The sequence below is a fragment of the Nocardia sp. NPDC047648 genome (genome assembly GCF_040642815.1).
Lineage (GTDB): Bacteria > Actinomycetota > Actinomycetes > Mycobacteriales > Mycobacteriaceae > Nocardia > Nocardia gamkensis.
Genome location: NZ_JBEYSX010000030.1, coordinates 1 through 24,608 on the forward strand (window position 1 = coordinate 1; position 24,608 = coordinate 24,608).

Annotated in this window: 32 protein-coding genes; 7 read left to right on the forward strand and 25 right to left on the reverse strand. The window is 66.9% G+C overall.

All coding sequences use genetic code 11. The features are described 5' to 3' along the window. Nucleotides 1–313 precede the first annotated feature (313 nt). Complete coding sequence (locus ABZ803_RS34545; RefSeq protein ID WP_357045962.1) at nucleotides 314–1,204, forward strand: OST-HTH/LOTUS domain-containing protein; 891 nt, start codon at nucleotides 314–316, stop codon at nucleotides 1,202–1,204. A gap of 151 nt (nucleotides 1,205–1,355) precedes the next feature. Here the strand turns inward: ABZ803_RS34545 and ABZ803_RS34550 are convergent, their stop codons facing one another. Next, entirely contained in the window at nucleotides 1,356–1,856 is a 501-nt protein-coding gene (locus tag ABZ803_RS34550) for a hypothetical protein (RefSeq protein WP_357045964.1), read from the reverse strand. Between the two features lie 62 nt (nucleotides 1,857–1,918). Beyond that, nucleotides 1,919–2,644: a hypothetical protein gene (locus ABZ803_RS34555; RefSeq protein ID WP_357045966.1), complete on the reverse strand. Its 726-nt coding sequence runs from the start codon at nucleotides 2,642–2,644 to the stop codon at nucleotides 1,919–1,921. Between the two features lie 278 nt (nucleotides 2,645–2,922). Here ABZ803_RS34555 and ABZ803_RS34560 point away from each other — a divergent pair, with 278 nt between their 5' ends. Continuing rightward, nucleotides 2,923–4,269: a hypothetical protein gene (locus tag ABZ803_RS34560; RefSeq protein ID WP_357045968.1), complete on the forward strand. Its 1,347-nt coding sequence runs from the start codon at nucleotides 2,923–2,925 to the stop codon at nucleotides 4,267–4,269. Between the two features lie 26 nt (nucleotides 4,270–4,295). Here ABZ803_RS34560 and ABZ803_RS34565 read toward each other — a convergent pair whose 3' ends face one another. Then, complete coding sequence (locus tag ABZ803_RS34565) at nucleotides 4,296–4,628, reverse strand: hypothetical protein (protein WP_357045970.1); 333 nt, start codon at nucleotides 4,626–4,628, stop codon at nucleotides 4,296–4,298. 539 nt (nucleotides 4,629–5,167) lie between these two features. On the opposite strand from ABZ803_RS34565, the gene ABZ803_RS34570 reads away from it, so the two are divergent. Beyond that, on the forward strand, nucleotides 5,168–5,659 hold the full coding sequence (locus ABZ803_RS34570) for an N-acetyltransferase (RefSeq protein WP_357045972.1): 492 nt from the start codon (nucleotides 5,168–5,170) through the stop codon (nucleotides 5,657–5,659). Between the two features lie 200 nt (nucleotides 5,660–5,859). Here ABZ803_RS34570 and ABZ803_RS34575 read toward each other — a convergent pair whose 3' ends face one another. The 5 genes from ABZ803_RS34575 to ABZ803_RS34595 all read right to left on the reverse strand — a co-directional run bounded on the left by ABZ803_RS34575 (nucleotide 5,860) and on the right by ABZ803_RS34595 (nucleotide 12,304). Continuing rightward, the gene (locus ABZ803_RS34575; protein ID WP_357045974.1) at nucleotides 5,860–6,195 is read right to left on the reverse strand and encodes a hypothetical protein; all 336 of its coding nucleotides are present in this window, start codon (nucleotides 6,193–6,195) and stop codon (nucleotides 5,860–5,862) included. 559 nt (nucleotides 6,196–6,754) lie between these two features. Continuing rightward, nucleotides 6,755–9,295, reverse strand: coding sequence for an NAD-dependent DNA ligase LigA (ligA, locus tag ABZ803_RS34580; RefSeq protein WP_357045976.1), 2,541 nt, complete (start codon nucleotides 9,293–9,295; stop codon nucleotides 6,755–6,757). A gap of 14 nt (nucleotides 9,296–9,309) precedes the next feature. Next, the gene (locus ABZ803_RS34585; RefSeq protein WP_357045978.1) at nucleotides 9,310–10,179 is read right to left on the reverse strand and encodes a Fic family protein; all 870 of its coding nucleotides are present in this window, start codon (nucleotides 10,177–10,179) and stop codon (nucleotides 9,310–9,312) included. Between the two features lie 101 nt (nucleotides 10,180–10,280). Next, nucleotides 10,281–12,068, reverse strand: coding sequence for a zeta toxin family protein (locus ABZ803_RS34590; protein ID WP_357045980.1), 1,788 nt, complete (start codon nucleotides 12,066–12,068; stop codon nucleotides 10,281–10,283). Continuing rightward, complete coding sequence (locus tag ABZ803_RS34595) at nucleotides 12,065–12,304, reverse strand: hypothetical protein (protein WP_357045982.1); 240 nt, start codon at nucleotides 12,302–12,304, stop codon at nucleotides 12,065–12,067. Before ABZ803_RS34595 ends, ABZ803_RS34590 begins: the two co-directional genes overlap by 4 nt. Before the next feature lie 326 nt (nucleotides 12,305–12,630). Here ABZ803_RS34595 and ABZ803_RS34600 point away from each other — a divergent pair, with 326 nt between their 5' ends. Together ABZ803_RS34600 and ABZ803_RS34605 are read left to right on the forward strand one after the other, a co-directional pair. Continuing rightward, a complete protein-coding gene (locus tag ABZ803_RS34600; protein ID WP_357045984.1) occupies nucleotides 12,631–13,065 on the forward strand; it encodes a hypothetical protein in 435 nt (144 codons plus the stop codon). Between the two features lie 300 nt (nucleotides 13,066–13,365). Beyond that, nucleotides 13,366–13,626, forward strand: coding sequence for a hypothetical protein (locus tag ABZ803_RS34605; RefSeq protein WP_357045986.1), 261 nt, complete (start codon nucleotides 13,366–13,368; stop codon nucleotides 13,624–13,626). A gap of 84 nt (nucleotides 13,627–13,710) precedes the next feature. Here the strand turns inward: ABZ803_RS34605 and ABZ803_RS34610 are convergent, their stop codons facing one another. The 12 genes from ABZ803_RS34610 to ABZ803_RS34665 form a co-directional block, all read right to left on the reverse strand. Further along, nucleotides 13,711–14,250, reverse strand: a complete 540-nt coding sequence (locus ABZ803_RS34610; protein WP_357045988.1) for a hypothetical protein — start codon at nucleotides 14,248–14,250, stop codon at nucleotides 13,711–13,713. Between the two features lie 74 nt (nucleotides 14,251–14,324). After that, the gene (locus ABZ803_RS34615; RefSeq protein WP_357045990.1) at nucleotides 14,325–14,612 is read right to left on the reverse strand and encodes a hypothetical protein; all 288 of its coding nucleotides are present in this window, start codon (nucleotides 14,610–14,612) and stop codon (nucleotides 14,325–14,327) included. Nucleotides 14,613–14,783: 171 nt separating this feature from the next. After that, entirely contained in the window at nucleotides 14,784–14,981 is a 198-nt protein-coding gene (locus ABZ803_RS34620; RefSeq protein WP_357045992.1) for a hypothetical protein, read from the reverse strand. Nucleotides 14,982–15,005: 24 nt separating this feature from the next. Next, on the reverse strand, nucleotides 15,006–15,263 hold the full coding sequence (locus tag ABZ803_RS34625; RefSeq protein ID WP_357045994.1) for a hypothetical protein: 258 nt from the start codon (nucleotides 15,261–15,263) through the stop codon (nucleotides 15,006–15,008). 590 nt (nucleotides 15,264–15,853) lie between these two features. Next, entirely contained in the window at nucleotides 15,854–16,291 is a 438-nt protein-coding gene (locus ABZ803_RS34630; protein ID WP_357045996.1) for an NUDIX domain-containing protein, read from the reverse strand. After that, nucleotides 16,284–17,192 (reverse strand): SUMF1/EgtB/PvdO family nonheme iron enzyme, encoded by a 909-nt coding sequence (locus tag ABZ803_RS34635; protein ID WP_357045998.1) that lies wholly within the window; start codon nucleotides 17,190–17,192, stop codon nucleotides 16,284–16,286. The genes ABZ803_RS34630 and ABZ803_RS34635 overlap by 8 nt, the downstream gene beginning before the upstream one ends. Before the next feature lie 4 nt (nucleotides 17,193–17,196). Further along, nucleotides 17,197–17,484, reverse strand: coding sequence for a hypothetical protein (locus ABZ803_RS34640; protein WP_357046000.1), 288 nt, complete (start codon nucleotides 17,482–17,484; stop codon nucleotides 17,197–17,199). Continuing rightward, the gene (locus ABZ803_RS34645) at nucleotides 17,481–18,425 is read right to left on the reverse strand and encodes a GDP-mannose 4,6-dehydratase (RefSeq protein WP_357046002.1); all 945 of its coding nucleotides are present in this window, start codon (nucleotides 18,423–18,425) and stop codon (nucleotides 17,481–17,483) included. The genes ABZ803_RS34640 and ABZ803_RS34645 overlap by 4 nt, the downstream gene beginning before the upstream one ends. Before the next feature lie 104 nt (nucleotides 18,426–18,529). Then, a complete protein-coding gene (locus ABZ803_RS34650) occupies nucleotides 18,530–19,027 on the reverse strand; it encodes a hypothetical protein (RefSeq protein ID WP_357046004.1) in 498 nt (165 codons plus the stop codon). 34 nt (nucleotides 19,028–19,061) lie between these two features. Further along, nucleotides 19,062–19,862: an SAM-dependent methyltransferase gene (locus ABZ803_RS34655; RefSeq protein WP_357046006.1), complete on the reverse strand. Its 801-nt coding sequence runs from the start codon at nucleotides 19,860–19,862 to the stop codon at nucleotides 19,062–19,064. Further along, nucleotides 19,859–20,224, reverse strand: a complete 366-nt coding sequence (locus tag ABZ803_RS34660; protein WP_357046008.1) for a hypothetical protein — start codon at nucleotides 20,222–20,224, stop codon at nucleotides 19,859–19,861. The genes ABZ803_RS34655 and ABZ803_RS34660 overlap by 4 nt, the downstream gene beginning before the upstream one ends. Nucleotides 20,225–20,441: 217 nt before the next feature. Beyond that, nucleotides 20,442–20,594, reverse strand: coding sequence for a hypothetical protein (locus tag ABZ803_RS34665; protein WP_357046010.1), 153 nt, complete (start codon nucleotides 20,592–20,594; stop codon nucleotides 20,442–20,444). A 300-nt stretch (nucleotides 20,595–20,894) separates the two neighbouring features. Here ABZ803_RS34665 and ABZ803_RS34670 point away from each other — a divergent pair, with 300 nt between their 5' ends. Together ABZ803_RS34670 and ABZ803_RS34675 are read left to right on the forward strand one after the other, a co-directional pair. Beyond that, nucleotides 20,895–22,277 (forward strand): hypothetical protein, encoded by a 1,383-nt coding sequence (locus tag ABZ803_RS34670; RefSeq protein WP_357046012.1) that lies wholly within the window; start codon nucleotides 20,895–20,897, stop codon nucleotides 22,275–22,277. Continuing rightward, nucleotides 22,277–23,179 (forward strand): aminoglycoside phosphotransferase family protein, encoded by a 903-nt coding sequence (locus ABZ803_RS34675; protein ID WP_357046014.1) that lies wholly within the window; start codon nucleotides 22,277–22,279, stop codon nucleotides 23,177–23,179. The genes ABZ803_RS34670 and ABZ803_RS34675 overlap by 1 nt, the downstream gene beginning before the upstream one ends. 52 nt (nucleotides 23,180–23,231) lie before the next feature. Here ABZ803_RS34675 and ABZ803_RS34680 read toward each other — a convergent pair whose 3' ends face one another. The 5 genes from ABZ803_RS34680 to ABZ803_RS34700 are packed head-to-tail and all read right to left on the reverse strand — an operon-like array spanning nucleotide 23,232 to nucleotide 24,596. Then, the gene (locus ABZ803_RS34680) at nucleotides 23,232–23,546 is read right to left on the reverse strand and encodes a hypothetical protein (RefSeq protein WP_357046016.1); all 315 of its coding nucleotides are present in this window, start codon (nucleotides 23,544–23,546) and stop codon (nucleotides 23,232–23,234) included. Continuing rightward, entirely contained in the window at nucleotides 23,543–23,719 is a 177-nt protein-coding gene (locus tag ABZ803_RS34685) for a DUF6374 family protein (RefSeq protein ID WP_357046018.1), read from the reverse strand. The genes ABZ803_RS34680 and ABZ803_RS34685 overlap by 4 nt, the downstream gene beginning before the upstream one ends. Nucleotides 23,720–23,751: 32 nt before the next feature. Beyond that, nucleotides 23,752–23,934, reverse strand: coding sequence for a hypothetical protein (locus ABZ803_RS34690; RefSeq protein ID WP_357046020.1), 183 nt, complete (start codon nucleotides 23,932–23,934; stop codon nucleotides 23,752–23,754). A 48-nt stretch (nucleotides 23,935–23,982) separates the two neighbouring features. Continuing rightward, entirely contained in the window at nucleotides 23,983–24,321 is a 339-nt protein-coding gene (locus ABZ803_RS34695; protein ID WP_357046022.1) for a hypothetical protein, read from the reverse strand. Continuing rightward, on the reverse strand, nucleotides 24,318–24,596 hold the full coding sequence (locus ABZ803_RS34700) for a hypothetical protein (RefSeq protein ID WP_357046024.1): 279 nt from the start codon (nucleotides 24,594–24,596) through the stop codon (nucleotides 24,318–24,320). The genes ABZ803_RS34695 and ABZ803_RS34700 overlap by 4 nt, the downstream gene beginning before the upstream one ends. Nucleotides 24,597–24,608 lie beyond the last annotated feature (12 nt).

Genomic DNA, 24,608 nt, shown 5'->3' on the forward strand with positions numbered 1-24,608 from the left:
CAACCGGAGCATCGAATGCGCCGGACACCAACAGGACAACTACCGCCTGGGGACAATCAGCTATCGAGACTGAGGATTCTCAGCTAGCGCCATCATCGCCGGCGCCATGAGGTTGCTTCCGGGCTTCGCCGGCGCGGAAGATCGACTCGATCGGAACTGGACTGGACCAGGCCTGCGTGAGCCCGCGCGGCGCGTGGCTGGGCACGGTTGTCATGACCAAGCGGTCCCGAGGACGTCCGAGAGGCGAATTGCGATTGCGATAGAACAGCCGAGTTCGGTGAGTCGCTGCCGGTTTCGCGTGATGATCGGTGTCATGGGTGACGCTGGAGCGCCGATGGAGGCGGGGACGACCGCGCTGGATGTGTTGCATGAGACCTTTCAGCGGGTCAAAGCGACCGACCCGGCTGATATCGAGACCGCGTTGTTGGCCGCGTATGAGGGGATTGCCCTGACCTATGCCGCCGATCGGCTGTTGGAGGAGACGGTTCTGGAGGTCGACTTCGCCCGGTTCTGGCCCGGGGAGAATTTCCTTGGCCCGGGAGGGCGGCAGCGGGTGGATCTCGCGTTGGCGTGGCTGGATGCGGCGCCGTCGCTGCCGCACCTGACCGCGCAGCACGACGTGGTGACCATGTTGACGCCGCCGGAGGTGGCGGTGTCGATGTACGGCGGGCGGCTCAGTGATCCGATCACCGAGACCGAGGCGAAGCAACTGGTGTTGACCTCGGTGAATGTCGTGGTGGTCGCGATGCGGTCGATGTGGCAACAGGTGCACACCCTGCTGACCCGCGCCGCCGAACTCGCCCGCGAGCCCGAGGATCGTAGGTCCTGCAAGGTCGCGGCGCTGATGGCGCACGAGCTGGCTCATCCCGAGCAGATCGACTACCGCCGCGACATCAACCGCCGGATCATGGCATTGACACAGACCCGGCGCACTCGCGCGCAGCTGGTGGGCGACGAGCACCTGATGACTCTGCTGCGGGAGGCGCTCGGCGCGGCCGCCCGAGCCGAGGATGGGTGGGCCACCTTGAACAAGGTCGTCGCCGCCCTCAAACGTGCCGATCCCGAGTGGATGCCTGAGCGGTGGGGCTACACCACCGATCTCGGATTAATCAATGCCACCGGACGATTCGACATCCGCAAGGTCGACCGCCCCAACGCGAAGAAGGTCCCCGAAATCCGCGCCCGCGACCGGCGCCGCGGCTGAAAGGGTCGGCGGTCTACGGCCAAGCGTGACCTCCTCGAGGAGGTTGCGGCCGGGCCGGTCGGCTTCCTGCACTGTGAGCATGTCGCATTGGGCGGGGGCGAACAGCTTGTGGCTTCGCCTGCGCAAACCCAGCACTGCGCGGCGCTAATGCTCAGTCATTCGTGGTGTCGGGACCGTCGGTGTGACCGCTGTGCAGCAGACGCAGAACGCTGCGAACTATCTTGGCGTCGGTGCTGTCGGCGGGCGCTTGGGCAAGTACCGTCTGTGCCAATCGTGTCAATCCGCCGATGTCGGTGGTGACTTCGATTGTGCTGGAGCGAGTGCGGTCGAACGCATCGGTGATTGTTGCGTGCAGGTGATGCACGATCGCTCGGGTTCGAGGTTCGGTGTTGTGCAGCGGCGCCACCTTGACGTGCACGCGCCCCTCGACCAGGTGCGCCTCGAGGTAGGGGCGGCTGCGGGGTCGCCCGGCCGCGGTGAACACGATGTGGTCGATGCCGGGATGCAGGCGCAGATGCTCGCGGAACGCGCTGGCCACACGCTCGGGGGTGACGGTGGCCGGGAAGCCGCACGACGGCCAGTCGCAGCGGCCCTCCGCACGGGCGATGCTGAGTCTGGTGGCCGGCGAGTCGCAATGCAGAGCGAAATGCATCTGCTGAGCGGAAGCTGCGTCCGCGCCGGGTCGCTGGTCTTGTGTCATGGAATCTCTGGTGATCAGTCGGCGACGGCGGGCGGTGTGTCGGTGGCAGTGAAGCTGTCGTGGTCGGGTGTTGTGGCGGTGGGCGCGGTCGGTGTGGGTGGTGTCAGGGCGTCTCGGAGTTCGTCGAGTGTGGGCGGTGGCGCGTCGTCGGTGATCGCCTCGAGGACCGCGGCGTGCTGGAGGGTGAGGTTGTGGCGAGCCAGCGCGTCGTGGACAGCCTCTTCGTGGACGTGGTGGGGGTCGTATTGGACGATCGCGGTGAACGGCTTTGCGCGCACCAGCGTCAGTCTGCCGCCGAGTTCGGCGGCGAGTTGTTTGATCGCTTGCTCGTCGCCTTGGAGCGGAAGTTCGGCGTCGTTGCCTGCCAGCCGCCGCAGGACGCGTTCTCGGATCTTGTGCAGGCCGTTGGCGGGGCTTGTCCTGCTGCGAGCCCAGTCCAGGGCGTCGGTGAGAGCTTGCCCCCACACATACAACGCCTCGAACACGGCGTCGTGCTGGGGATTGTGATGCCGCCACTGGATCCAGTGCGGGTGCCTGCTGTTGCCGTTGTCGGTCCACAGGTTGGCGGAGAGGTTGTGTCGGGCTTCGGCGTAGTCCTCAGGGGTGGCGGGGATCGGCAGGTCGGCCGGGGCGGGACTGTCGGGCGCACGGTCGAGGACAGCGCGGATCGAGGTGTGGATGTCGGCCAGAACGGCCGCGGCTCGGGCGAACCGTTCGCGGTCGGGAGGATATTTCGGCATGAGTGTCAACTTTCGACCGGAGGCGGGGCGCAGGTGCGGCGTGCGTTAGGTGATCAGCAGTTCCTCGGCCGCTGCCAGCCTGACCCGCAGAAGGCGACCACAGTCGACAGCCCGCACGGCCAGTTGATCTGACGGATCCTCGGTAGGTGCCGCGGCCGCGCGACAGCCTGGCCGCTGTCGTGGGACCGAATTCGGTCATGCTGGCCGCTGTCGGTACTCGGGGCGATACTCGGATCGGGCTGCCCGACTCGAATCTAGTTGCAGGGGAGAGAGTCAGGATGATCTGGCGTGATGGACGTGGAGTGTTCGAGGCCGAGGTAGGTGCTCTGGTCGTGCGGGGATGGTCGTCGACGGTGGAGGACATGGCGGCGCTGTTGGCCCGCTACGGCGTCGCGGCCTCGGAGTTGGCCGATGCGGCGGTGTCGCCGGTGGTGGCGGCCGCGGAGTGGGATCATGTGCGCGCGGGCAAGCTCGAACGTGACGCTGAGGACTGGCACACGCGGCTCCGGGCCGTTGCCGTGGGCCCCGAGCGACAGGTGCTGCGTGGGCGGTTGGGCCAATTGCGGAACCGGATTCCCGCGGAGCCAACGGACTTGGCCGCATGGCTGGGCGAGCAAACCGAGCAGGTGAACGCGACAGCGCCGCAGGTCGGCGAGGTAGCGGTCTTCGATGGCAAAGGTTCGGTTGGCTATGAGCCCAGCCGCGAGCCGGAGGCATGTTCGGAGTGTTTGTGCTGGGTGGATCCGCGGGCGATCGTGTCGACGCCGGATCGGCGGTGGGGTGATTTCGATCGGATGGAGGCCGGTCGGCGTTCGCTTGTCGGGTTCTGCGAGACGTTACGCGTGGCGGACACCGCGGCGGCGCTGGAGGAGTGGATCGATGACTTCACGATCGGGCGGTTGCGGCAGCCGGTGCGGTTGATACGGGTGGAGGGTCCCGCTGGTCCGGTGTACGTGCTGCGTGCGGATGGGACCCATCGGGCGCATTTCGCGCGGGTGTTCGGGTTGCCGTTGCTGGCGTTGGTGCGCACGAGTGCGTTGCCGAGGCCCTTGCACGTGACCGATCGTCCGGACATTCCTGGTGTCGACCGATTCAGCCGGTGGGGCGCGTTGTGGGGTGGGCTGCGCAAGCACGGCCTGCTCGAGGTCGAGGGAGATCCCGAGCCTGCGTGGTTCGCCCGTTGGACGCCGACGCGGCTGTGTGCGGAGTGGATGTTGCTGCCGCCATCTGCGGCGGTCGAGGTCAACCGCGCCTACGACCGCGTCTACCCGGGCGCACTCGAGGAAGCGACGGGACTACCAGCAGAGGTGCTGTTCGACGCGCAGAGATGGGCCCGCACGATGGTCGGTGACGCGCCTCCCGCGGTGAGGGATCAAGCTGGGCGGATACTGGTGCCCAGGCTGCCGCCGCCACCATCGCCGGGCTGGCACTCCGAATACCGGCAGCCGGCTCCTCCGCGCGACGAATCGTGGGTCGCGCGGCTGCGGCGGAGGTTGCGACGCGACACCACACCTGCCGCGCCCGACATGATCACAGCGGGCCCTATTCCCTCAAAGCGCGATCTCGTTGCGACGCATGAAACCGGACACGCTGCAGGTCAGGCGAGTGAGACGGGTCCGGAATAATCCAGCACCGGCAGACCATCCGATCATCACGGTGGGTGTAGATGGCTGGTCTCGGTTGGGACGTAGGTCAGGATTCCGAGCGCGGCACCCACGCGTAGCGCGAGGCTGCGCTGTTGGGCGGCAGGCAGGTCGGCGAAACCCCGGCAGATTGCGGATCGCTTCTGGTCGAGGGTGGAGTGGCACGGGATGTGGCCTTCGTTTCGGAGTGCATCGCGCAGCATCTGCGACCGGCGGCCGGGCTGCAGCATCATCAGGTTTCCGGGCCGGAAGATACAGGTGGTGCATCGGTCTTCGCAGACACGAACCTGGTTGTCCGAGCACACGATCGCGGGCCGCGGGTCGTCGAACTCTGCATCCATGTCCCTACCTGTCTTCGTCGTTGCGGCCCGACCGCAGCCCGAGGCGGGCTCCGCGCGGCGGGGCGATGACCAGCGTCGCAGATTCCCGGTCAGATCGGCATCGTGAGTGGCCGATGCACAGTATTGGAGCTTGCAATGTTCGCTGTCGCCGAGCCCGCTGTCTTACAGATTTCTGATCGGCCGAGCCTCCCGGAACTGAGTCGTGAACCCGGAACTAGACGGATCTGCCACACACCCCACCTCGTTGGCCACCGCGCGCCGAAGCTCACCGGTTCCAAGCGCGACGTTCGGCAGACAACTACGTTTGCGAGTGAGGAGCAGCGGGGAAATCGGTGGCACTAACCCGCAGCTGGTGTTGATGATGGTCTGATGCCGAAAGCGCTTGAAGGTGCTGTTGTTTCGCGGGAGAGACGGGTCGAGGTCTGTGCCGCTCAAAGCTCGAACGCGCCCGCGGCGGCGCCGGGCAAGCATGAGTCCCGCCGATGTGGATAGTGCGGCGAGCGCGTGCAGGTGATGGGCCGAGGTTGCGGGTGTTGCGGATGCGGGCACTGCGCGAGGCCGGGCACGCATTCCTCGAGACCGTCGATGAGGCGGCGAGGCTGGATGCCGGGGCATGGGAAGCGCGGATCGGCCGCTACAGCCGCAACGGTCGCCAGGTGCTGGCGGTCGCGGAAGACCAGACCCGGGGGCAATGGGTGGCGATGGCGGGTGCCTTCGTGGACTCCGAGCGCGATAGCGACGAGTTCGATCTGCCGGATCCACCCGTTACCGAGGGCGATCGATGGGCGATGGTGTGGGGGATGTACGTGGAAGCGTGCCACCGCGGCCGAGGCGTGGCCGATGCGCTGTGCGCCGAGCTGTATCGGTGGGCCGGCGAGGACGCCGGTGTCGACTGGCTGGGTCTGCACGTGCGCGACAGCAACACCGCCGCCATCGCGCTGTACCGCCGCAACGGCTTCGAGGTCGTCGCCCGCCACAGTGATCCGAGGCTGGAGGTGACATCGCTGGTGCTGATCCGGCCGGTCACCTAAGGCGAAACGGGCAGCCACCCGCCACAGCGGCGGCGGCAATGTGCGACCAGCCTCACGGTAGTTGGTCGTGGACGGTCATATGTTCTCATCCGGCCAGGCACGGCCCTGTCAGCGAAGGGTGGCATGACGGACCGACACCGCCCGCGCGCTCATGCCATGCTCCCAGCATCACAACGGATTGACCTCCGCTTACCTCGCGGTCAGCAGTTGAACGGGAAGCACGACTTCGGCGGGGCAGGTGGCTGCGCCGGCGCGAGAGTCGAGGGCACCACCACGGTGGTGTCGGCCGGCCTGCCGGGAGATCCCATGTGGGTGAGGGTGAGCACGACCAGCACGAGGGCTGGGACGCCGAAGAGCGCCGCGAGGCCCCACCAGATCGGGGTGGGCGAGGCACTGCGGTAGCCGTGGTAGTACGGGGACCGGTAGCGCCCCGGCCGCTGCGGTGCGCCTCGATCGGTGAAGCGGACCGACCCCCTCACATAACTGCCGCCTACCCGCCCCCTGCGCGAATGCCCTCGCACGGCTTCATACCCCATGACCGCCAGTATGACTTGAGAGCCCGACACAATCAGCCGATCAGCGAGACTGATCGGGGCGCTCACCCGGTGACAGGTCAGCAATCGAACGGAGAGCACGACCCTCGTGTGCGGCAAGTGGCACGGGATGCGCGGGTGAGCAGCTTTTGCTCCGCCGCTGCCCTATGGACCTAGGAGAAAGAGACACAGGCGACAGCCCTAAGGCTCGGTGGCAGGTCCTGGTTGGGATTTGGCTTCGCTCCTGACGGTCTGATCGCCGCGTTATCCGGAGCCACTGTAGGCGGCTTCCCGCGTGCAGTCACGCTGGGCTCCGATGGCGTCGAGGAATGACGAATAGTCAGCTATGCCAAGGGACTTGAGAGCTTCTTGGGCCGCCCGCCGCTACTCGGGCAATTCTGGCGCTGCGACCTGGTGATCGATTCCCTGGCCGGAACCAGACTCATTGGCTCTGACCTCTTCGGTTCAGGCAGTCGCATGTGAGTGGTCGGGGTAGCTGATGTGCGCCGCTATCAGGTGAGCGCAGTTCCGGCCGGTGAACCTCGGCCGGAACCTGCCCGACTCAGACGACCTTGGCGGTGATCAGCACCTTCCAGATCTCGACCTGGTCGACGATCTCCACACCGAGGTTCTGCGCCCTGGTCAGCTTGCTCTGACCGACACCCGCACCGGTGATGAGCAGGTCGGTGTTCGCCGAGACCGACGACGCTGCCGTCGCGCCCGCCTTCTCACACAAGCGTTGGAATGTCGGGCGGGCGACCTTCTCACCCGAGCGCGGGTCGCTGATCGCCCCGGTGATCACCACCGTTTTGCCTGCCAAGGGGGCGTCGGCGGCGACGACCGGGGGGAGGTCTTCCTCGCGCACGTCCAAGCTGACGCCCGCGGCTCGCAGTCGCTGCAGTTCCGGACGCAGGCGGGTCAGATGAGCGACCAGGGATGCGGCGACCTTCGGCCCGATGTCCTCCACCGCCACGAGCCGTTCCTCACCAGCGTCGGCGACCTCCTCGAGGGAGCGGAATCCCGCGCGGGCCAAGCGTGCGGCGGTGCCCTCGGAAGCCATCGGGATCGCCAGGCCGATCAGCGCGCGACGCATACCGACCTGGCGGCTGGCGTCGATCGAGTCGATCATGCGCGCGGCGGAGACCTCGCCGATACGATCGAACTCGAGCAGGCGCTCCTTCGTCAGGGTGTAGAAGTCCGCAGGGCTCTCCAGTAGGCCGGCCTCGGCGAGGCGTTCGATCCACACCGGCCCGATAGCGTCGATGTCGGCCGCCGCCCGCGACGCCCAGTGGATCAACCTGCGCACTGTCTGCGCGGGGCAGGAAACATTGCTGCAGAACAGTTCTCGGCTGTTGCCCTGTTCGGTCACCGGCTGCTGGCAGGAGGGGCAGGTGGTAGGCGGCACGATCTCGCGTTCTTCACCGGTGCGCTGGGAGGCGTCGAGCACGCCTGCCACGAAAGGGATCACGTCGCCCGCGCGGCGCACCAGCACGGTGTCACCGATTTTGATGTCGCGGGCGCGGATCACCTCTTGGTTGGCCAGCGTGGCCTTCGTGACCGTCGTCCCGCCCACGAACACCGGCTCCAGCAATGCGACCGGAACGATCTTGCCCGTCTTACCGACGTCCCAGACCACCTCGACCAGCACCGTGGTCTTCTCCTCCGCGGCGAACTTGAACGCCAGGGCTCCCCGCGGGGAGTTCGACCGCGTTCCAGCGGCGGCGTAGGCGTCGCGGTCGGCCAGCCGCAAGACCGCGCCGTCGAGGTCGTAGTCCAAGTCGTTGCGGGTGCGCTCGATCGCTGTGATCGCGACCTGTGCCTGTTCGGCGTCGGCGCAGTGGCGCATGTCCGCGGCCGTGATCCCCAGGGCCGCCAAGCCCTCTTGCAGGTCTTCTGCGGCGCTGTCGGCCGGGGTGTCCAGATCGAAGCCGAAGAACTGCAGGCGGCGTTCGGCGACGGTGGCCGGGTCCTTCGCGCGCAATGTGCCCGCGGCGGCGTTGCGAGGATTGATCAGCGGCTTGGTCGGGTGGGCATTGTTGTAGGCAAGGAAGGTCGAACGCAGCATCACCGCCTCGCCACGCACCTCCACCCGCCCCGGAACATCGATCCGTTCGGGCACAGCGTCGACCAGCGCGCGGACCAGCACGGTGACGTCGTCGCCGGTGGTGCCGTCACCGCGGGTCACCGCCCGTGCCAGCCGTCCTTCCTGGTAGACCAAGGCCAGCGACAGGCCGTCGAGTTTCGGCATGACCACCACCGGCTGGCCGGGAAACCGATGGAAAAAGGCGGCGACCTGCTCGAATGTGGTCGCCTTCTCGAGTGACAGCATGGGACGGGAGTGCCGCACCGGGGCGTGCAGCGTTGCGGGCGCGCCGACCCGATCGAGGGGGTTCGGGTCGGGTGTGAGGTCCGGATGCGCCTCGATCAGGCCCCGCAGCTCGTCCTCGAGGGCGTCGTAGTCGGCGTCGGCGACCAGCGGCTCGCCTTGGTAGTAGGCCTCGCGCAATGCCACGACACGCTGTGCGAGCTGTTGGATGTGTTGCCCAGTGTCCACAGCACTGGACGCTACCGATGCCCCCTGACATGCAGCTGGGACGTCGCCGCGGGCAGCGGTGAGCCGAGGCTCGGCGGTCTCGGCGCGCAGGATCTGCGCCGCCATGGTTTGGGTGGTCGCGTCGTGGACGGCGCGGTCACCGAACTCGGTCAGCCATCGATGCTCGCCGTCACGGTGAGCGAATGCGCCGGTGGCGTCATGCTTTTCGAGGATCTGCAGCAGTGCGGTCCATTCAGGGTTGTCGTCGGTGGCGTGGCTGTTGTGTGGGATGGCGAGGGCGATGACGGTCCGCTCGCCGGTGCCGGCGACGTCTACGCCGGTGTAGGCGACCGCGGTGGCGCCGGGGGGAACGGTGGTTCGTGGTGATGCGGTGGCCACTCGGACCAGATGGTGTGCGAGGTCCTCGTCGGACATCAGCGATTTGCTCTCGTACCGCGTGTCCTCGTCCACCGTGATGCTGGTGTCCTCGGAGTCGGTGTGCTCGTTGATGGCTGCGCGCAGGGCGTCGAACGCGCGCGAAGCGAAGGTGATGGTGCCGGTGGATTCCATATAGAGTTCCTGTGTCAGAGTTCGGGACTGGGGGTCGGTGGGTGCGGTTCGTCGCTGGTGACCTGCTGCGCTGCCGGGTTGGCGGGCGGGGGTGTTGCGGCCGCGATGTCGCTGCCGGTCAGGCCCGCGGTGGCGATGGCGTCCCCGGTTTCGTGGCCTTGGGCGGTGTGGCGGATGGTGGCGAGGATGGTCTCGAGGTGGTGGGGGTCTGTGGGGTCGAGGGTGGGTGTACTGGTCGCGGAGCGCGCGACGGTGATTCTGGAGAAGATCCGCAGCAGCGGGCGGTAGTTGGTGGGTGCCGCGTATTTCTCTGGGCATGCTGACCAGGCCGCGTGGTTCCATTCGCTGGGGTCGGCGCCGAGGCGGGTGTAGTCGAGTGCGTACCCGGCATCGGCGATCTGGCGATCGAGGAAGATGCCGAGTGCTCGGCCGTTGCCTTCTCGGAAGGGATGCGCCCAGTTCAACCGCATGTAGTTGTAGGAGATGTACTCGACGAACCGGAAGCGGTCCAGTTGCGCCCAGGGCACGGCGCGTAGGTCGGCCAGGGCGGTGGGTAGGAAGCTGTCGAAATGCAGCGGGTGCAGGAAGTCGCGGCCGCTTTTGCTCATACCGACCGTGCGTAGCTGGCCTGCCCAGTCGTAGACGTTGCCGAACAGGTGGGCATGGATCGCGCGCCACTCCGTGAGATCGCCGGTGATGGGGATGTCGACCTTTCCGCTGCGGATTTCGAGTTCTCGTTTGGCGGTTTCGCGGTGCTCGCGGCGGGCGAGTTCGGCTGCGTTGTGCAGTCCGTAGCGGTTGCGCAGCATCATCTCGCCGGTGTCGGATGGCCACAGGTATGCCTGCCACAGCGCGTCGTGATCGTAGGGTTCCTCGATGCTCATGACTGCCTCGTCCGGCCGGGTCGTTCGGTCCTGAGGTGCGCCACCGACGCGGGTAGTCCACCGCTGGGGTGCTCCGGGAATTCATCGGCGGCCCTCGACGATCATGGGGATGGCCCGATATCCGGTCCGGGTCGATCGGGCGGCTGCGCCGGGTGCAGGAACGTCTCACTGGCATAGCGGCTGTCGATCGAGAGGAGGTCTGCGACCGCGACCGCGATGCTGTGTCCGGGGTGCTGGTCGGCTGGTGCGGGCTGGGGATCCAGGCCGTGGTCGCGGCGGGGGAGGGCGGCGATCTCGGCACGCAGGTCCTCGACCGCGGCATCGAGTTGTGCGGTGATCCTGTCGGTGGCCGCGTCAGGGCGGGGTCCTTGATGCAGGATCCGCTGCGTGGTCATCGACGTGGGGTCGGCGAGGACTCGGTCGGGGCCGTCGACGGCGAGGAACGCTTCCAACGCTCCGCGCGGGATGTAACGTCGCCACGTCTCGGTGCCCGCACGCCGCATGCCAGCAAGGTCGGGCTGGTGGTAGCGCATCGGCGCATCGACGATCGTCGCGTTTCGCCCTAGCGTCGCGGCGAACAACCGGGCCGCGGTCGCGTCGAGTGCGTCGTCGGTCCGCTCGGCGGCGAAGACGAGCTGGAACTGCTCGATGGGGAAGCGGGCGTTGATCTCGCTGAGGTCGGTGATCTCTTCGACGCTCACCCGGTCATCCAGTCCCGCGGCGGTCAGCGCCGCGGTCCACATCGTCCTGCGCTGCTGGCTGCTGAGCGGGTTGTGTTGCTCGGCGCTGAGCCGATCGAGTTGGCGATGCGCTAGAACGAGATCCGCGGGCAGCTGTGGTGGTGGCAGCGGTGGACGCAGGTTCAAGATGCCGATCGTGAGGCGGGGGAAGTTCTGCAGCATCGTGGCAATGGTGTCGAGATCGGCGATGGTGACTACCTGGAAGCGGTCGAAAGTCACTGCCGAGAGCTGTGAGCGTGGTCGCTCGGCGGTCGGCCACAGCCGTGGTCGGACGAGTTCGCGGGCATGCTCGAGTGAGGCCCGCAGGCGCGGGTACGCGCGTGCGCGCAGGCTGGCGTGCAGCCGAAGCCAGTCGCGGCTCTCGGGAAATGACAGAGGCCGCTCGCGTAGGGTTTCGATGGCTTGGCGGGTGGAGGTGCCGCTGACTTCCAGCGGCGGGTTGTGGGGGTGGGGGGTGTCGTCGGGGGAGATGGTGGTGCGCCACCCGCTGGGAGTGCGGATACTGCGCAGATACGGTTCGCTGCCACGGCCGTGGTAGATCGACACAGCCGATACACGCTCAGCGGTGTCTGCCCACTCCGCGACGTCGAGCAGGCTGTGCGCGTGCTCGAACAGGTGATTGTTACCGGGGTAGTCGGCGGTTCCCAGGCAGTCGTAGTCGATCTGGGCTGTTTCGAGTGCGCCGAGGAGGCTTTCGTCGAGTGAGTGGGCCGTGAAGGCACATTCGATGCGGTAGGCGCCGGGGAGTGCGGTGATGACGTCAGCGGCAACTGTTCGGCTGGCGAGGGTGTTGTCGATGATGAAGCTGGCGCCGATGTTCGCCAGGTGTTCGGTGGCCGCGATCAGCCACTGATGTGCCTGTTCGGCGACGACGGGATCGACGGGGTGTCGGCCGTGCTGGTGGTGCGGGTGAAACAGAAGCAGGTCTTCGATACCGAAGATGCTCGCCGTGCTGCGCGCCGAGAAGGTGTCGGCGATTGTGCGGGCAAGCGCGGCGGAGGGGCTGCCGGGATGGCTGGTGAGCACCACCGCGCGTGGCTGGGGGTCCGGGAAAGCTTCGGCCAGCAGTACCGGGATGATCTGGGTGGTGAAGATGCGGGCATGGTCGTGCTCGGGTAGTCGCGGCGGCGCGGGCCCCGGCAAGGTCATTGCGGGGACGCCAGCTGCGCGGCCAGGTCGGCGGCGTCGATGTCCAGCACAGCTCGAATGTGGTCGTGGTCCTGTGGACGCAACGCGGCCCGACGGCGAACCAGATTGTCCCGAGCCTCGCCCCATCGGGGGTCGTCGTCGGCCCGTTGGCTCGCCGCGGCGGCGAGCCAGGTCAGATAGCGTACGGCGCTGTCGTAAGCGGCGGTTTCATCCAGTGGCGGGAAAGGGTTACCCACAGCGATTTCGTCCTCCCAAGCGGGCTCGCGGCATGTGCGGCGCGCGCGGGTACGAGGCTACGCGCGCAGGCACTCCTACCGTGGCCGGCAACCGACCAGCCGCATTCGTGTCGCGCGAGCAGTGACTCGCCGACGCCATGACGGGTGAGTTCGCTGGGTCGCTCTCTGGTCGTCGCGCTGGGATCTTCGTTCGAAACAATGTTTCCGCGCCGAGTAATTCGCATCAATTAGTAGCGGCGCTAGAAACGATTTTCGCCACTAATGGATGCTGATTTTGTCGGTGGGCCCTGCGATCCTTGGCAAAGACGGCGAGGAGGTGATGGCTGGTGACTGGTGGGGTCGCTGCGGCTGATTTTCGTGACGGTGGTGTGTTCGGTGAGCAGCCCGGCAGTGATGGTGGCTGGGCGGAGGAGAAGGAGTTGTTTCGTCGCTGGCTTGCGGCGAGTATGTTGGCGTCGGCGTCGCAGACAACATACCTGGAGCGGGCGGGGGCGTATCTGGGGTGGCTGAAGGCGGCGGGTGCGGAGAATCTCGATGCGCTGAGTTCGCAGACCGGCCGCGACCGCGCCGTGGCGGCGTATCTTACTCACCTCGATGTCGAGCGGGGTTTGGCCAGCTCCACGCATAATGTGTCGCTGGCGGCGCTGGATTCCTATTACACCTGGCGGGGGGTTGGGGAAACCGCAGGTGGCGGCGGTAAGCGTGATCCGGGGTGTGCCAGCGACGTTGACTGCTTGGCAGCGCAGCCGGTGTCTGGATGAGGCGGCCACCCGGTCACCGCGCGACTACGCGGTGTTCGTGCTGCTATTGAAGACCGGTCTGCGACGCGAAGAGCTGGCCAACCTCGATGAAGACGACATTCACCTCGACGCTGTTTCCGGTTGGGTGCGTGCGCCCGGCCCGGGTGACACGGATCGGGTTATTGCATTGGATGCGGGGACGCGCCGGGTTCAGCTGACATGGGCGGCTGCCCGGCGAAAGATGTTGGCCGCAGGAAAGGCACAGCGTTCTTCCTCGGCCATAGCGGTAGGAGGCTTTCACCACGACGGGTCGGGGAGATCGTGGCCGAGATCGGTGCGGCAGCGGGCTTGGCTTCGGCCTTGTCTCCGGGGGTGCTGCGCAACACCTTCGAGCAGGATCTTCTGCTCGAAGGTCGGGAACTGGCTGAGGTCGCCTATCTGATGGGCCGCTCAAAGCCGGATCGTGACAAGGTTCGGGCCCTGCGCGCGGCGAGTGTTCCCGCCGGCCCGCAGCGTCGTAGGCCCGCGGGTGGCCGAGCTGGGGCTGCGGGCGCGGTGGAGCAGTTGCGTATGGAGTTCTGACAGGCTCAGCTACCTCGGAAGCTGATGATCGCGGCTGTCTTTCGGCACCGTGTTCTGTCGCTGACGCAGGACGGGTGTTCGACACTATCGGGCTCGTTGCTTTCGCGCCGCGGTGCCCGCGGTTTCCCGGGTTGTGCTGTACCAGGTGAAGAACGCCTCGGCGCGGGCCTGGTCGAAGGTCGCCGTCAACGCGAGATCGTCCGAGTCGAGGTCCACCGTGACGCCGTTGGGCAGCTGAGCGGCGCGGCCGGTGTCGGTGAGCCATGCCGTGATGAGGCTGCACACCGCACCGGTCGCCTGTGCGGTGGTGGTGAGCGTGGCGACGACGCTGAGGGTGGTGTGGTCGACATGGAGGTGGGTGCTGACCCCGCGAATGGTTGTGTCCAGGTGCCGGGTGAGGTGATCGATGTCGCCGACGGTGCGGCAGAAGGCATCGAAAGTCGCTGCCGCGGTGATGAGTTGGTCGCGGTGGCGGGTGACCAGCTCGCGGGCGCATTCACCGAAGGCGGGGTCGGTGATGTCGGCGAGGCGGCGCACCGTGATCTCGTCGCCGCCACGTTGACTGTTCACGCCGCGGCGCACGGCCCATTGACGGTTGATGCGGTCGGCGTCGATCAAGGTCACGGTGTGCATGTCACATGCCGGTGCGATGCGGACACTCCAGCCGGAGGGCAGGCCGGTGTCGGGGTCGACGGTGATTAGAGCAGGCTCCTGGAGGTGATGGTGGTGGCTCGCCGCGGCCGGCGCGCTACAGCGGCAGCGGCTGCGCGGGTTTGCAGGGCGAAAGCGCGGACACGCAGCCCGGTGCGGGCGAAGTGGTCTGCGAAGCGGACAGCGCGGGTGTCAAGCAGCCATTCGGCGCACCGCGCCAGTTCGATTCCCGCGTTGTGTTCTTCGTCGTTGGAGAAGAAGCCTTCGGCGGCTTCGTAGTAGTCGGTGACAGCGGCAGCAAGGGTCGCTGCGCAGGTGGTGGGATGGGTGGTCAATCGGTGTCCCCGCGATCCCGACGCCTCTCTCCTGATCGGACAGACCCAGCGCCTGCTGCGCGTAGTCCGCGAACCAGAACTCGCGTTCTCATACTCCGACACAGCGATGCCGGGGCTCGGGTCCGAAGCAGCTAGTACCTGCCTCGGGCCCAGAATGCACGCGGGCAAGTCCTAATCGGCGGCGTCCTTTAGCAGCTTCCCGTAATGCTCCAGCAGCAGTGCGCACGCTGAGCCCGCCTCCCGCAACTCCTCGACGGACGCGGTGCGTTTGGCGGCCAGCTTGTCCCAGCTCTCCGCGGCAGCGATCATCAGGTCGGCACCCTCGATCGCTGCATCCAGCGAGTATTCCCCTCCATCATCCATAGACATGGGATGTTCCTTCCTTCGTCGAAATCAGCGACCGCCTGCCAGCGTGGACGTGCGCTGCCGCTGGTAGCCGATCGTGCAGCCCTCGAACACATCCAGCAGCGACAGCGGGCGGTCGAGCAGCTCCACCGCCGCCCGCAGCACGCCCATGTACACGATCGGCAGCAGCGCGGCGACGCATCGCAGCGCCGGGTATTCAGCGTCCAGCTGCCCGGCCACGTGGGCGGCGTCCACCGCGCCGGGCATGCCCATCCGCATGTCGTACGGCTCGACCTCCTGGTCCAACCGCAGCAGCCCATGCCGGGCCGCAATCGTTCTGCCCCCACCACAGCGAGTGATTGTGCTGCTCGGGATGCTCCTTCACGTGCGCGAGAACCTTCTTCGCGAGCACCAGCTGCTCCGGAGTTGAAATCAGCAGGTTCCCTTCCTTGCTGAGTCGCATGACTCACCGCGGCCGAGCGGCCAGAAGCCGATACGCCGGGGTCAGCCACCGACCAGGGCCCCGCGCCCACAACCGCCGGTGCGCTCGCGGGCATTCACTGGGAATGGGGGTCGGGTGCGCGCGGGGTTGTCGGGCGTATATGCGGATTTCGCGGGTGCGCGGCTACGCTCTCAGCGCGGCCAGTGCCTTCCCCGATCCGGTGATTGGCGCGGCTCGGCTGCCGACGGTGGTGGCCGATACGAGAAACCCGGCCGACCGTTCCTGGGTGGGGGCTGGTCGGCCGGGTTGTCTCGTGGCGCTCAACGTGGAAGAGGCCCAGCCCCGCTGGGTGTGGGGCTGGGCCTGTGTGGGGCTGGTTAGGTCAGTGCTTTCCAGCCGCCGCCCATCCGTTGCTGTCCGTATGTGCAGCGCCCGACACCACGCTCTGCGACACTCAGTTCGAGTGTTGCTGGCCCTCGAGCTGGGCGAAGTACTCGGCCATCATCTCGTTCTCCTCGAAACCGAGCACCGTTGCCTCGATCTCGGACCGGGTGAACCACTTCAACATCTGGCCCTCGGTGAGGACCACGTCGTCGATGTCGAGATCGAGTTCGGTGGCGAAGGTGTGCTCCAGCAGCCCCCAGGGCCGCAGCCGCGTGCAGTGGTGGGTGACCTTCTCCGGGTCGAGCACCACCCCGATCTCTTCCTTGATCTCGCGGATGACGCCTTCCTTCTCGGTCTCTCCGTCCTCGCGGTAGCCGCCGAGCAACGCCCACATCCCCGGGCACGGGATGCCGGGCTTCTCGTCGCGCAGGAACAGCAGAACCTCGCCGCTGCTGTTGCGGATGATGATGTTCGAGCCCTCGGCAGTGACGGTCGGTTCCTCAGCCATGTGGCCGCTCCTCGTGATTGTCGGATGTGATGGACTGCGGGGCGGGACGGTCCGCGGCGCAGCGAAACCCGAGATCGAACGCGGAATAGTCGGGCACCCCGCAGATCCGCTCGGACGTTCTTGTCTGCCAGCGCATCATCTTCCACGACCCGCCCCGCGCGGACCGGAAGCCCAGGCCCGCCGCGGCCGCGAACCCGGCGTCCAACGCCGCGCCGCCGTAGGGGCCGTACAGCGACGACGTCCACTCGGTCACCTGGCCGGCCATATCCAGCACCCCGAATGGTGACGCCGACTCGAACAACGCACCGACCGGCACGGTGCCGGGCGCGGGCCCGTTCTCGCGCCAATACACCTCGTACCACGATTTCCAGTCGGCAAGGTTGCGCAGCTCGGTCCCGGCCCACAGCTCCGCGGTGTTCGCCATCTCCGGCCGCCATGTCGATCCCCACGGCCAGGCCCGCCAGTGCGGGCCGTGCGCTGCGTATTCCCATTCGATTTCCGTGGGCAGCCGCTTCTTGGCCCAGCGGGCGTAGGCGCTGGCGTCGTCGTGGTCGACGTGCACCACCGGGTGATTCGGGCGGTCGGCGACGGCGTCGATGTCCGGATGCGGATGCCGCCAGCAGATCCCCGGCATCTGCCGCCAGTAGTCCGGGCCGTACACCAGGCCACCGGCCTGCTCGGCATACGTCATCCACCCGGTGGCGTCGACGAACTCGGCGAACTCGAGGTTGGTGACGGGTGTGCGGTCCAGCCAGAACCCCGGAACCTGCACGACGCGTTGCGGTGCCTCGTCCTCGAACCAGGCCCGGTCGTAATGCTGCTCGCCGCTGAGGCTCGCGAGATGGTGTTCCGGGGAGCCAATCACGGTCGCCCCGCCCGGAATCCACACCATGTTGATCATTCGTTCACCCGCCCATGAACGCCGACAGGAGGGCCACCTCATGGTTGGTCCCCGGCAGCGGCAGGTCGAGGCGGTCGCTGCTGCTGATGCGCTCACCGTCCAGGGCGATGGTCGCGTACCGGGGGATCTGCCCGGTGTCGGTGAGGATGCGGTTCGCCAGCGTCGGGTACTGCTTGGCGAACCAGCGCAACGCGTCCCCGAGCGTGTCGGCGGTGCACGTCAGCTCCGCCAAATCGCCGCCCACGATGGTCTTCCAGTTCGTCGGCACCTGGAAGGTCACCTGGGCGGTCATGCCGTCGCCCTGGCGGTGGTGGGGGCGCAGTGGGCACGCATCCACTCCACTGTGCGGGTGATGCCCTCGGTTAGCGTCACCTTGGCCTGCCATCCCAGCAGCTCCTGCGCGCGATGCATGTCCGGACAGCGTGACGGGGCATCCTGCTGGCGGCCTTCGATGACCTCGACCTCACCGGCGCCCACGATCTCGACGACCAATTCGGCCAGCTCCTGGATGCTCACTTCTTCGGTCGCGCCGACGTTGACCGGACCGAACGCGTCACACGCGAGCATCGCGCAGATCGCCGCCACCGCGTCGGTGACGTACAGCAGGCTGCGGGTCTGCTGCCCACCGTGCAGGAACAGCGTCTCCCCCTTGAGCGCGGCGGCGCAGAACGCCGGAACAACTCGACTGTCGCCCGGCCACATGTGCGGTCCGTAGACGTTGAACGGCCGGATCACTCCGGCCTGCACGCCCTTGCGGTGGTAGGTGATCGCGGCGGTCTCGGTGAACATCTTGGTCACCTCGTAGGCGCTGCGCGGCCCGAGCGGGTCGATCGCACCACGGCACGTCTCGGCCTGCGGGTGTTCGCGGGTGTCGCCGTACACGTCGCTGCTGGACGCGACCACGATCCGCGCCCCGTAGGTCGCGGCGGCATCGAGCGCGTTCATCGTGCCCGCCGAGCCCGCGCGCAACGTCTGGACGGGCATCTGCTGGTACATCGCGGGCGCGGCGGGGCACGCCAAGTGCACGATCGCGGTCACATCCGACAACCCTGTGAACGCGCTGGGATGGGTCACGTCCCCGTGGCGCACCCACAGAGCGGGGTTGTCTTCAGCAGCCGCCAGATTCTCCCGGCGGCCGGTGGAGAAGTTGTCGATCACGGTCACCTGGTGCCCCTGCTCGAGCAGCGTGAGTGCAAGATGGCTGCCGATCAAACCGGCACCCCCCGTAATCACCGTGTGCATGGTCTAACTCCTGTTCGTGCTGATTTGTTCGATATTCGGGAAGCGTGAGAGCAAGTCGGGGGGCTGGAAATGAGGTCGCGGACGCTGCAACACCCTCATGGCCGGATTGTTTTCGGCGGCCACACGTCCGTTGCCTGCTGCGGCAACCGCACTCGTCCGGCCCGGACGTCAGCAACCAGTTGGTCGAAAGCCTCGATATGGTTCACGCACTCGGCGTCGTCTCTCGCTCGCTGTTCAGGCTGGTCCTGACGCAGCGCGAGCAGGAGGTACTTCCACGCCAGCCAGGAGACCATCTGCCCGTAGGACGAGGGATTCTCCGGCGCGTCGGCCGCGGGCGTGATCGCGCGGACGTGGGCCGCGGTCTCGCGGTCGATTCCGAACGTCATCAGCGCCAACAGCTCATGCACTTCGTCACGGACCTGCCGCCCGTCGTCGAAGACCTCCCGCCACAAGCCGATGAGTTGCACGGCGGCGCGCTGCATCGCGGTGCTGGGCTCCTCGGTGCCGGAGAACGCTCGTAGGAACGGTCCCGCGTCCGGCAACGGTTGATCCGGAGTCGCCTCGGGAGGCGGGAAGACGTAGACGCCGCGCATGATCGTTTTGCCATAGCCTTTCGACGAAGGGGATTCAGGGTTTGCGGGCAACCGCGCCGCAGGCCGAGACCGGCCGGGCCTCGCCGACCTCGGCCTCGGGCGCGTGCCACTGGGTGATGGAAACGAAACCGGGCTCCACCATCTCCAGGCTGTCGAAGACCGCTTCGACCTGGCTGCGGAGGCGCGGAATGAACGGCACGCCGCCGTGGCTGGCGTAGGCGTGGCACATGTCGACATACCGACGGCTGTCGTCGGTGCCGTGCCACATCAACAGGAAGCTGCCCGACGGCGCCGCCGCCATCAGCGTGTCGACGATCCGCCGCACCTCGTCGTAGTCCTCGACCAGGCCGAGCACGCCCATGAACATCACCGCGATCGGCTCACGGAAGTTCAGAACGTTCTTGGCTTCAGCGATGATCCGTTCCGGGTCGCGGAAGTCGGAGTCGATGTAGGTGACAACACCCTCGGCCGTCGTGCTGTACATCAGCGCCCGCGCATGCGTGAGCACGAGCGGGTCGTTGTCCACGTAGATGACGCGGGCCTCGGGCGCAACGGCTTCAGCGACCTCGTGGGTGTTCAGCATCGTCGGCAGACCGCATCCGATGTCGAGGAACTGGCGAACGCCTCGCTCGGCGGCGAGGTAGCGCACCGTCCGGATGAGGAACTGCCGCGACTGCACCGCCATAGTGGTGATGTCCGGATTGATCTCGATACAGCGGTCGCCCACGATCCTGTCGATCTCGTAATAGTCTTTGCCGCCCGTCCAGTAGTTCCAGATCCGAGCGGAGTGCGGAATGTCGGTGCGGACCAGGACAAAACTGTCGTTGTCGCTCACGCGCGCACCTCACGCGAGCCGGCCGAAACCGCGGTCGCCAGCGACAAGCCGAATCTCAAGTACACGTTGCCGGTGTCCGCGGCCAGCACGGTGCACTCCGCGCGGATGGTGTCCAGCCGCCGGGCGCAGTCATCCTGGGACGGCTCCACTCGCGGGATGATGACCATCGCGACGCGATGAGCGCGAACGTCGTTCATCAGATCCTGGAAGGCCGTCGGCCGCATCGGCCCGACGACGTAGCAGCGCAGCACATGCACCTGCAATTCGTCGGCCAGAGCGAGCGTCTGATCCAGGTCAGTTGAAGGCGAGGGGCTGTTGGTCCCGTTGATGAAGATCAGCGCGGTCGGCTTCTGCTTCAGCATCTACTCCCCTCGCCCTCGATGGACATCGAGCTGGTCGCCTTCGTAGACGAACCGACGCCAGCCGGTGTGACGTGGTTGTGGTGCCCGACCCGCGCCGCGGAGCGGATCACGCGACGCGGGTGGACGATTGCGGCCGCCACCGACAGGGCGGCGGATGGTGGTGCACGCCAGGACCAGGAGCGACGGCGCGAGGGGCAACAGCAGCGCCCACGGTTGCTCAAGTGCCATCGAATTCTCCTTCGATGTCCTCGGCCTCCCAATCGCCGAACGTGTCGAGCAACCGCCCCAGCAGTTCGGGCGGCACATCGCACGACACCGGGCGCAGCGGCCCCACGAGCACAGGCCGCTGCGGTAGCACGTGGTCTGGCATTGCGGACTCCCCAGAATCAGCGGCGCAGTTGTCGAGTGGAATGCGCCCAGCGCCGGGGACATTCGGGGTTCCGAGACCAGGGCGGAGTCATGTCGGTCGCCCCGGGAGTCGATCGCTGTCAACCACGGGGGTGGTGTGGTTGGCGCGAACACCCGACGCCGGGTCACGAGACGAGCGTCACAGTTGCGGAGTAGTGATAGCTAGGGCAGACAACACGGCAGACCACCCGGCAAACTGAGTTCGCCCCTCGCCGGGGGCATGATTCTCGCTATCCTCGGGTACAGGAAGAAGGAGTCCACCGTGGAGACACGGATGCGGAACCATCAGTTCTCGCAGCAGATCGCGGAGAAGGGCTGGACTGAGGACGAGGTAGCCGAGCGTGTCAACGCTGCGGTCGAGCAGATCACCGGTCGTGCAGGCAGCTACGACGCCAACTACATCGGCAAGTTGAAGCGGGGCGTGGTGCGATGCCCGCACCATCACTATCGGTTGGCCCTCGAGCAGGTGTTCGGCGTGTCAGTAACCGAACTGGGCTTCCTTGACCGGCAAAGACGCAGGGCACCAGGCGCGCATATCGAGTACGGGCAGGGGGCAAGTGGAGGAGACGAGGACGTGCAACGGCGGAAGTTCCTCAGCGCGGTGGCGGCTGCGGTCGTCGGCGCTACAGGTGAGCTAGGCCGGTGGCTGCCTAAGCTGGCACCCGGTTTGGGTGCGGTGCCGACGCGGGTCGTGCCGTCAGACGTTGCTCGACTTCGAGCGATCACCGAGGATCTGAGTGCCCAACAGAACCGCTACGGCGGCTGTGTGATGGTCGATGCCACATGCGCAACGCTGGCGTGGAGCGCGGGCCTGTTGCGCGCCGACTGCGACGACTCAACTCGCAATCAGCTGCTCATCGCGTTGACCGAGTTGGGGAACATCGCGGGTTGGGCTTGTCATGATGCGGGCCAGCAGACACAGGCTCAACGCTATTTCAGTCAAGCATTGACCTGGGCGAAAACGGTCGACGCCCCGGAGGCCAACAGCCTCGCCGCGAACGTCACGTTCGGCATGGGCAGAGTGGCGCTGCACCAACGTGACCCGCAGACCGCTCTGCGGCTGGTTCAGCTGGGACAGATCGCAGCGCAGGACGCGGGCGATCTGGGCGAGGCCGCGCAGCTGCACGCGACCGCGGCGTGGGCCTACGCACTCATGGGCCAGCGCAGCCGCGTGAGCGACAGCCTTGCTCGTGCTCAGCACGAGATGAGTCGTGTCGATCGCAACCGGGTGGAGCCGTGGAGCAGGATCTTCTTCAGCACGGGCGATTTCCTCGGTCACACCGCGCTGGTCAACGGAGTGCTGGCCACCGCGTTGGACGATCAGCACACCGTCGTGCAGCTCGCCGGAGAGTGCATCGAGCTGACCCGATCGTCGTTGAGCCAGGTAGACGAAACACGGCCAGCACGAAGTTTGGTGTTCGACCGGATCGTGCTGTCAACAGCCCTGTTCCGTGTCGGCGCTGTCGATGACGGTATCCGAGAAGCGAACCATGTCCTTGAGCAGATGACCACCATCCGCAGCGCCCGAGCTGTGGAGCGGCTCACCGAAATCGAGAACGCCTCCGCGCGGTTCGCACGAACTCATTCCGCCGTAGGTGACATGCAGCGAGAACTCGCCTCGGCACGCGTGGCGTTGCCGGTCTGATGACCACGCTGGACCCAGCTCGCGCACGACAACTACGTGACGTGCTCGCCAGCGCTTGCGCGCGGGCGGGCCTGGGCGGCGCTGATGATGCCGAGCTGATCAAATACACCAACAACGCGACATACCGTCTCCCGGGCTCCGTGATTGCACGTATCGGCCTCGGAGCGCTCGGCCGCACCCGAGCACCGCGAGTGGTCACCATGGCGCGGTGGCTGGCCCACCACGATGCCCCCACCGTGCGGCTGCTCGACACCGAGCAGCCGGTGTACATCGGCGACTACGCCGTCACCTTCTGGCACGAAGTCCCCAACACCGCGCCCGGAGAAGATTTCACCGCCGGTGAGTTGGCCGCCGCGGTGAAATCGCTGCACACGATCCCGGTCGCCGATGCCGCGAGCCTGCCGACATGGGACCCCTTCGCCGCCGCATCGCTGCGGGTTCACGCAGCCGACCCGACGATAGATGCCGAAAGCCTGGATTGGTTACGAGCGCAATGGATTCAGGTGCAACGCGACTACCGCAACCTCACGATGCCGCGAAGCGGCGTGATCCACGGTGACGCGCACACCGGCAACCTCCTGCGCGCACCAGCGGGCACAACGATCCTCGCCGATCTCGACAGCACCGGCATCGGACCCACCGCCTGGGATCTCGCCGTCGTCGCAGTCGACGGGATCCGGTTCGGCCACCGCGAGTTCTACAGTGACTTCGCCGCCGCCTACGGAGCCGACGTGACGTCATGGACGGAGTGGCCGGTGCTGCGCCGCATACGCGAATTGCTCCTGGTCACCTCGGCAATCCCAGACCTGAGCCGACGCCCCGAAATCGCGACCGAACACGCTCACCGTCTACAGTCGCTCCGCGCCGGACAGCTCGACGCCATTTGGCGGCCCTACAAGTGAGCGCGGTTCCGGCATCGACGCGGCCGCACCAAGACTCAGCGGGAAATCCTGGTCAATACCGGTCGTCCGCACCTGGCGGCGGCGGCCGGTACTCCTCGCCCGCGATGGCGGCCTCCAGCGCATCCAGGACCCGCGCGAGCACCACACCGCTGGCCTCCCCCCGCACATACGCCACGCTCGGCAGTTCCAAGATGTGCGTGATGGTGATGTCGTCGACGTGCGGCGCCGGGCTGATTCGGCCGGCGAGGTAGCTCGCGAGTTCGGCAGGGTTGGCCGGTCGGCGGGCGGCGTTGATCGCCTCGACGACGGCACGCAGCAGGGCTTGGTGCTCGCGGGTCATCAGGGCCTGGTCGGCGGGGTCGCTCACTTCTGGTCCTGGGTGGCGTCGGTGTAGATGCGCAGGCCTTCGGCGAGCTTGCCCGCCATGATCTCCATCGTCTCGGGCGAGAGGGATTTGCCGAAGGCGGCGGCGTTCAGCAGCCACTCCCGCACGTTCTCTATCTGCATTTTCGCGAAGTCCAGGCGGCTCAGTTCGGGCATGGCCGCACCCTACCGCCAATCGAACGTGTGTTCTATCCCGACTCTGAGGCGACGGCGGAGTCATACACCGCGGCCGCGTCCCGGACCTTCCTCGCCAGGAGGCTCAGCACGTCGGCGGTGAGGTAGCCGCCACCCAACGCGGTGCGATCGAGTTCGGCCGCTACCTGCTCCAACGCCAGCCGCGCGTGCCGGACCGTCGGTGTCTGCTGTGACATGAGCGGGTTCTACCAGCAGGCACCGACAGAAACGGCACGCTGCGCCACCTACGCGGTGCGCTTCAGCGAGGCCACGGCACGCTTGAGGTCGGCGTAAGACACCTTGTAGTCCTCGGCCTCGCCTTCGGCGTCCTTCAACCCCTGCTCGACGAACTCCCGGTACACGGTCGTCACCTCGACGCCACGCTTGTCCGCGATCTTCTGGGCCCGCTGCCTCTGGCTCTGCCGCAACCGCACCGTGGTGACCACCAACGGGTCATCGTCGGCGGCGGGAGGCAGCACCGCGTCGGCGTCCACCGTCTCGCCGAACACCAGCTCGCCCGCCTCGGCGGCGGCGGCCAGCTCTTCGCCCTCGACTAGGGCCTGAAGGTCCTTCTGTGCGCTCATTGGTTGTTCTCCCACTCCTCGAACGCGGCTACTTGCTGCGGAGTCATCGGCGCGGCGAAAGTGATCTGGTGATCGAAGTCGCCCAGCGGCCGCAGGACGACCAGGATCGGCGTGCCCGCCGGTGTGCGGGTCCAGACCGCCAGTCCGCGTGCACCGGACTTCGTCTCGACCCGCTGTACCCATCGGCGGCGCGCGTCCAGCAAGGCCGCGATCACCTCACCGGTGCCCAGACCCTGTAGACGACTGATCGCCGACGGCAGCCACTCATAACCCACCTATAGAGAATA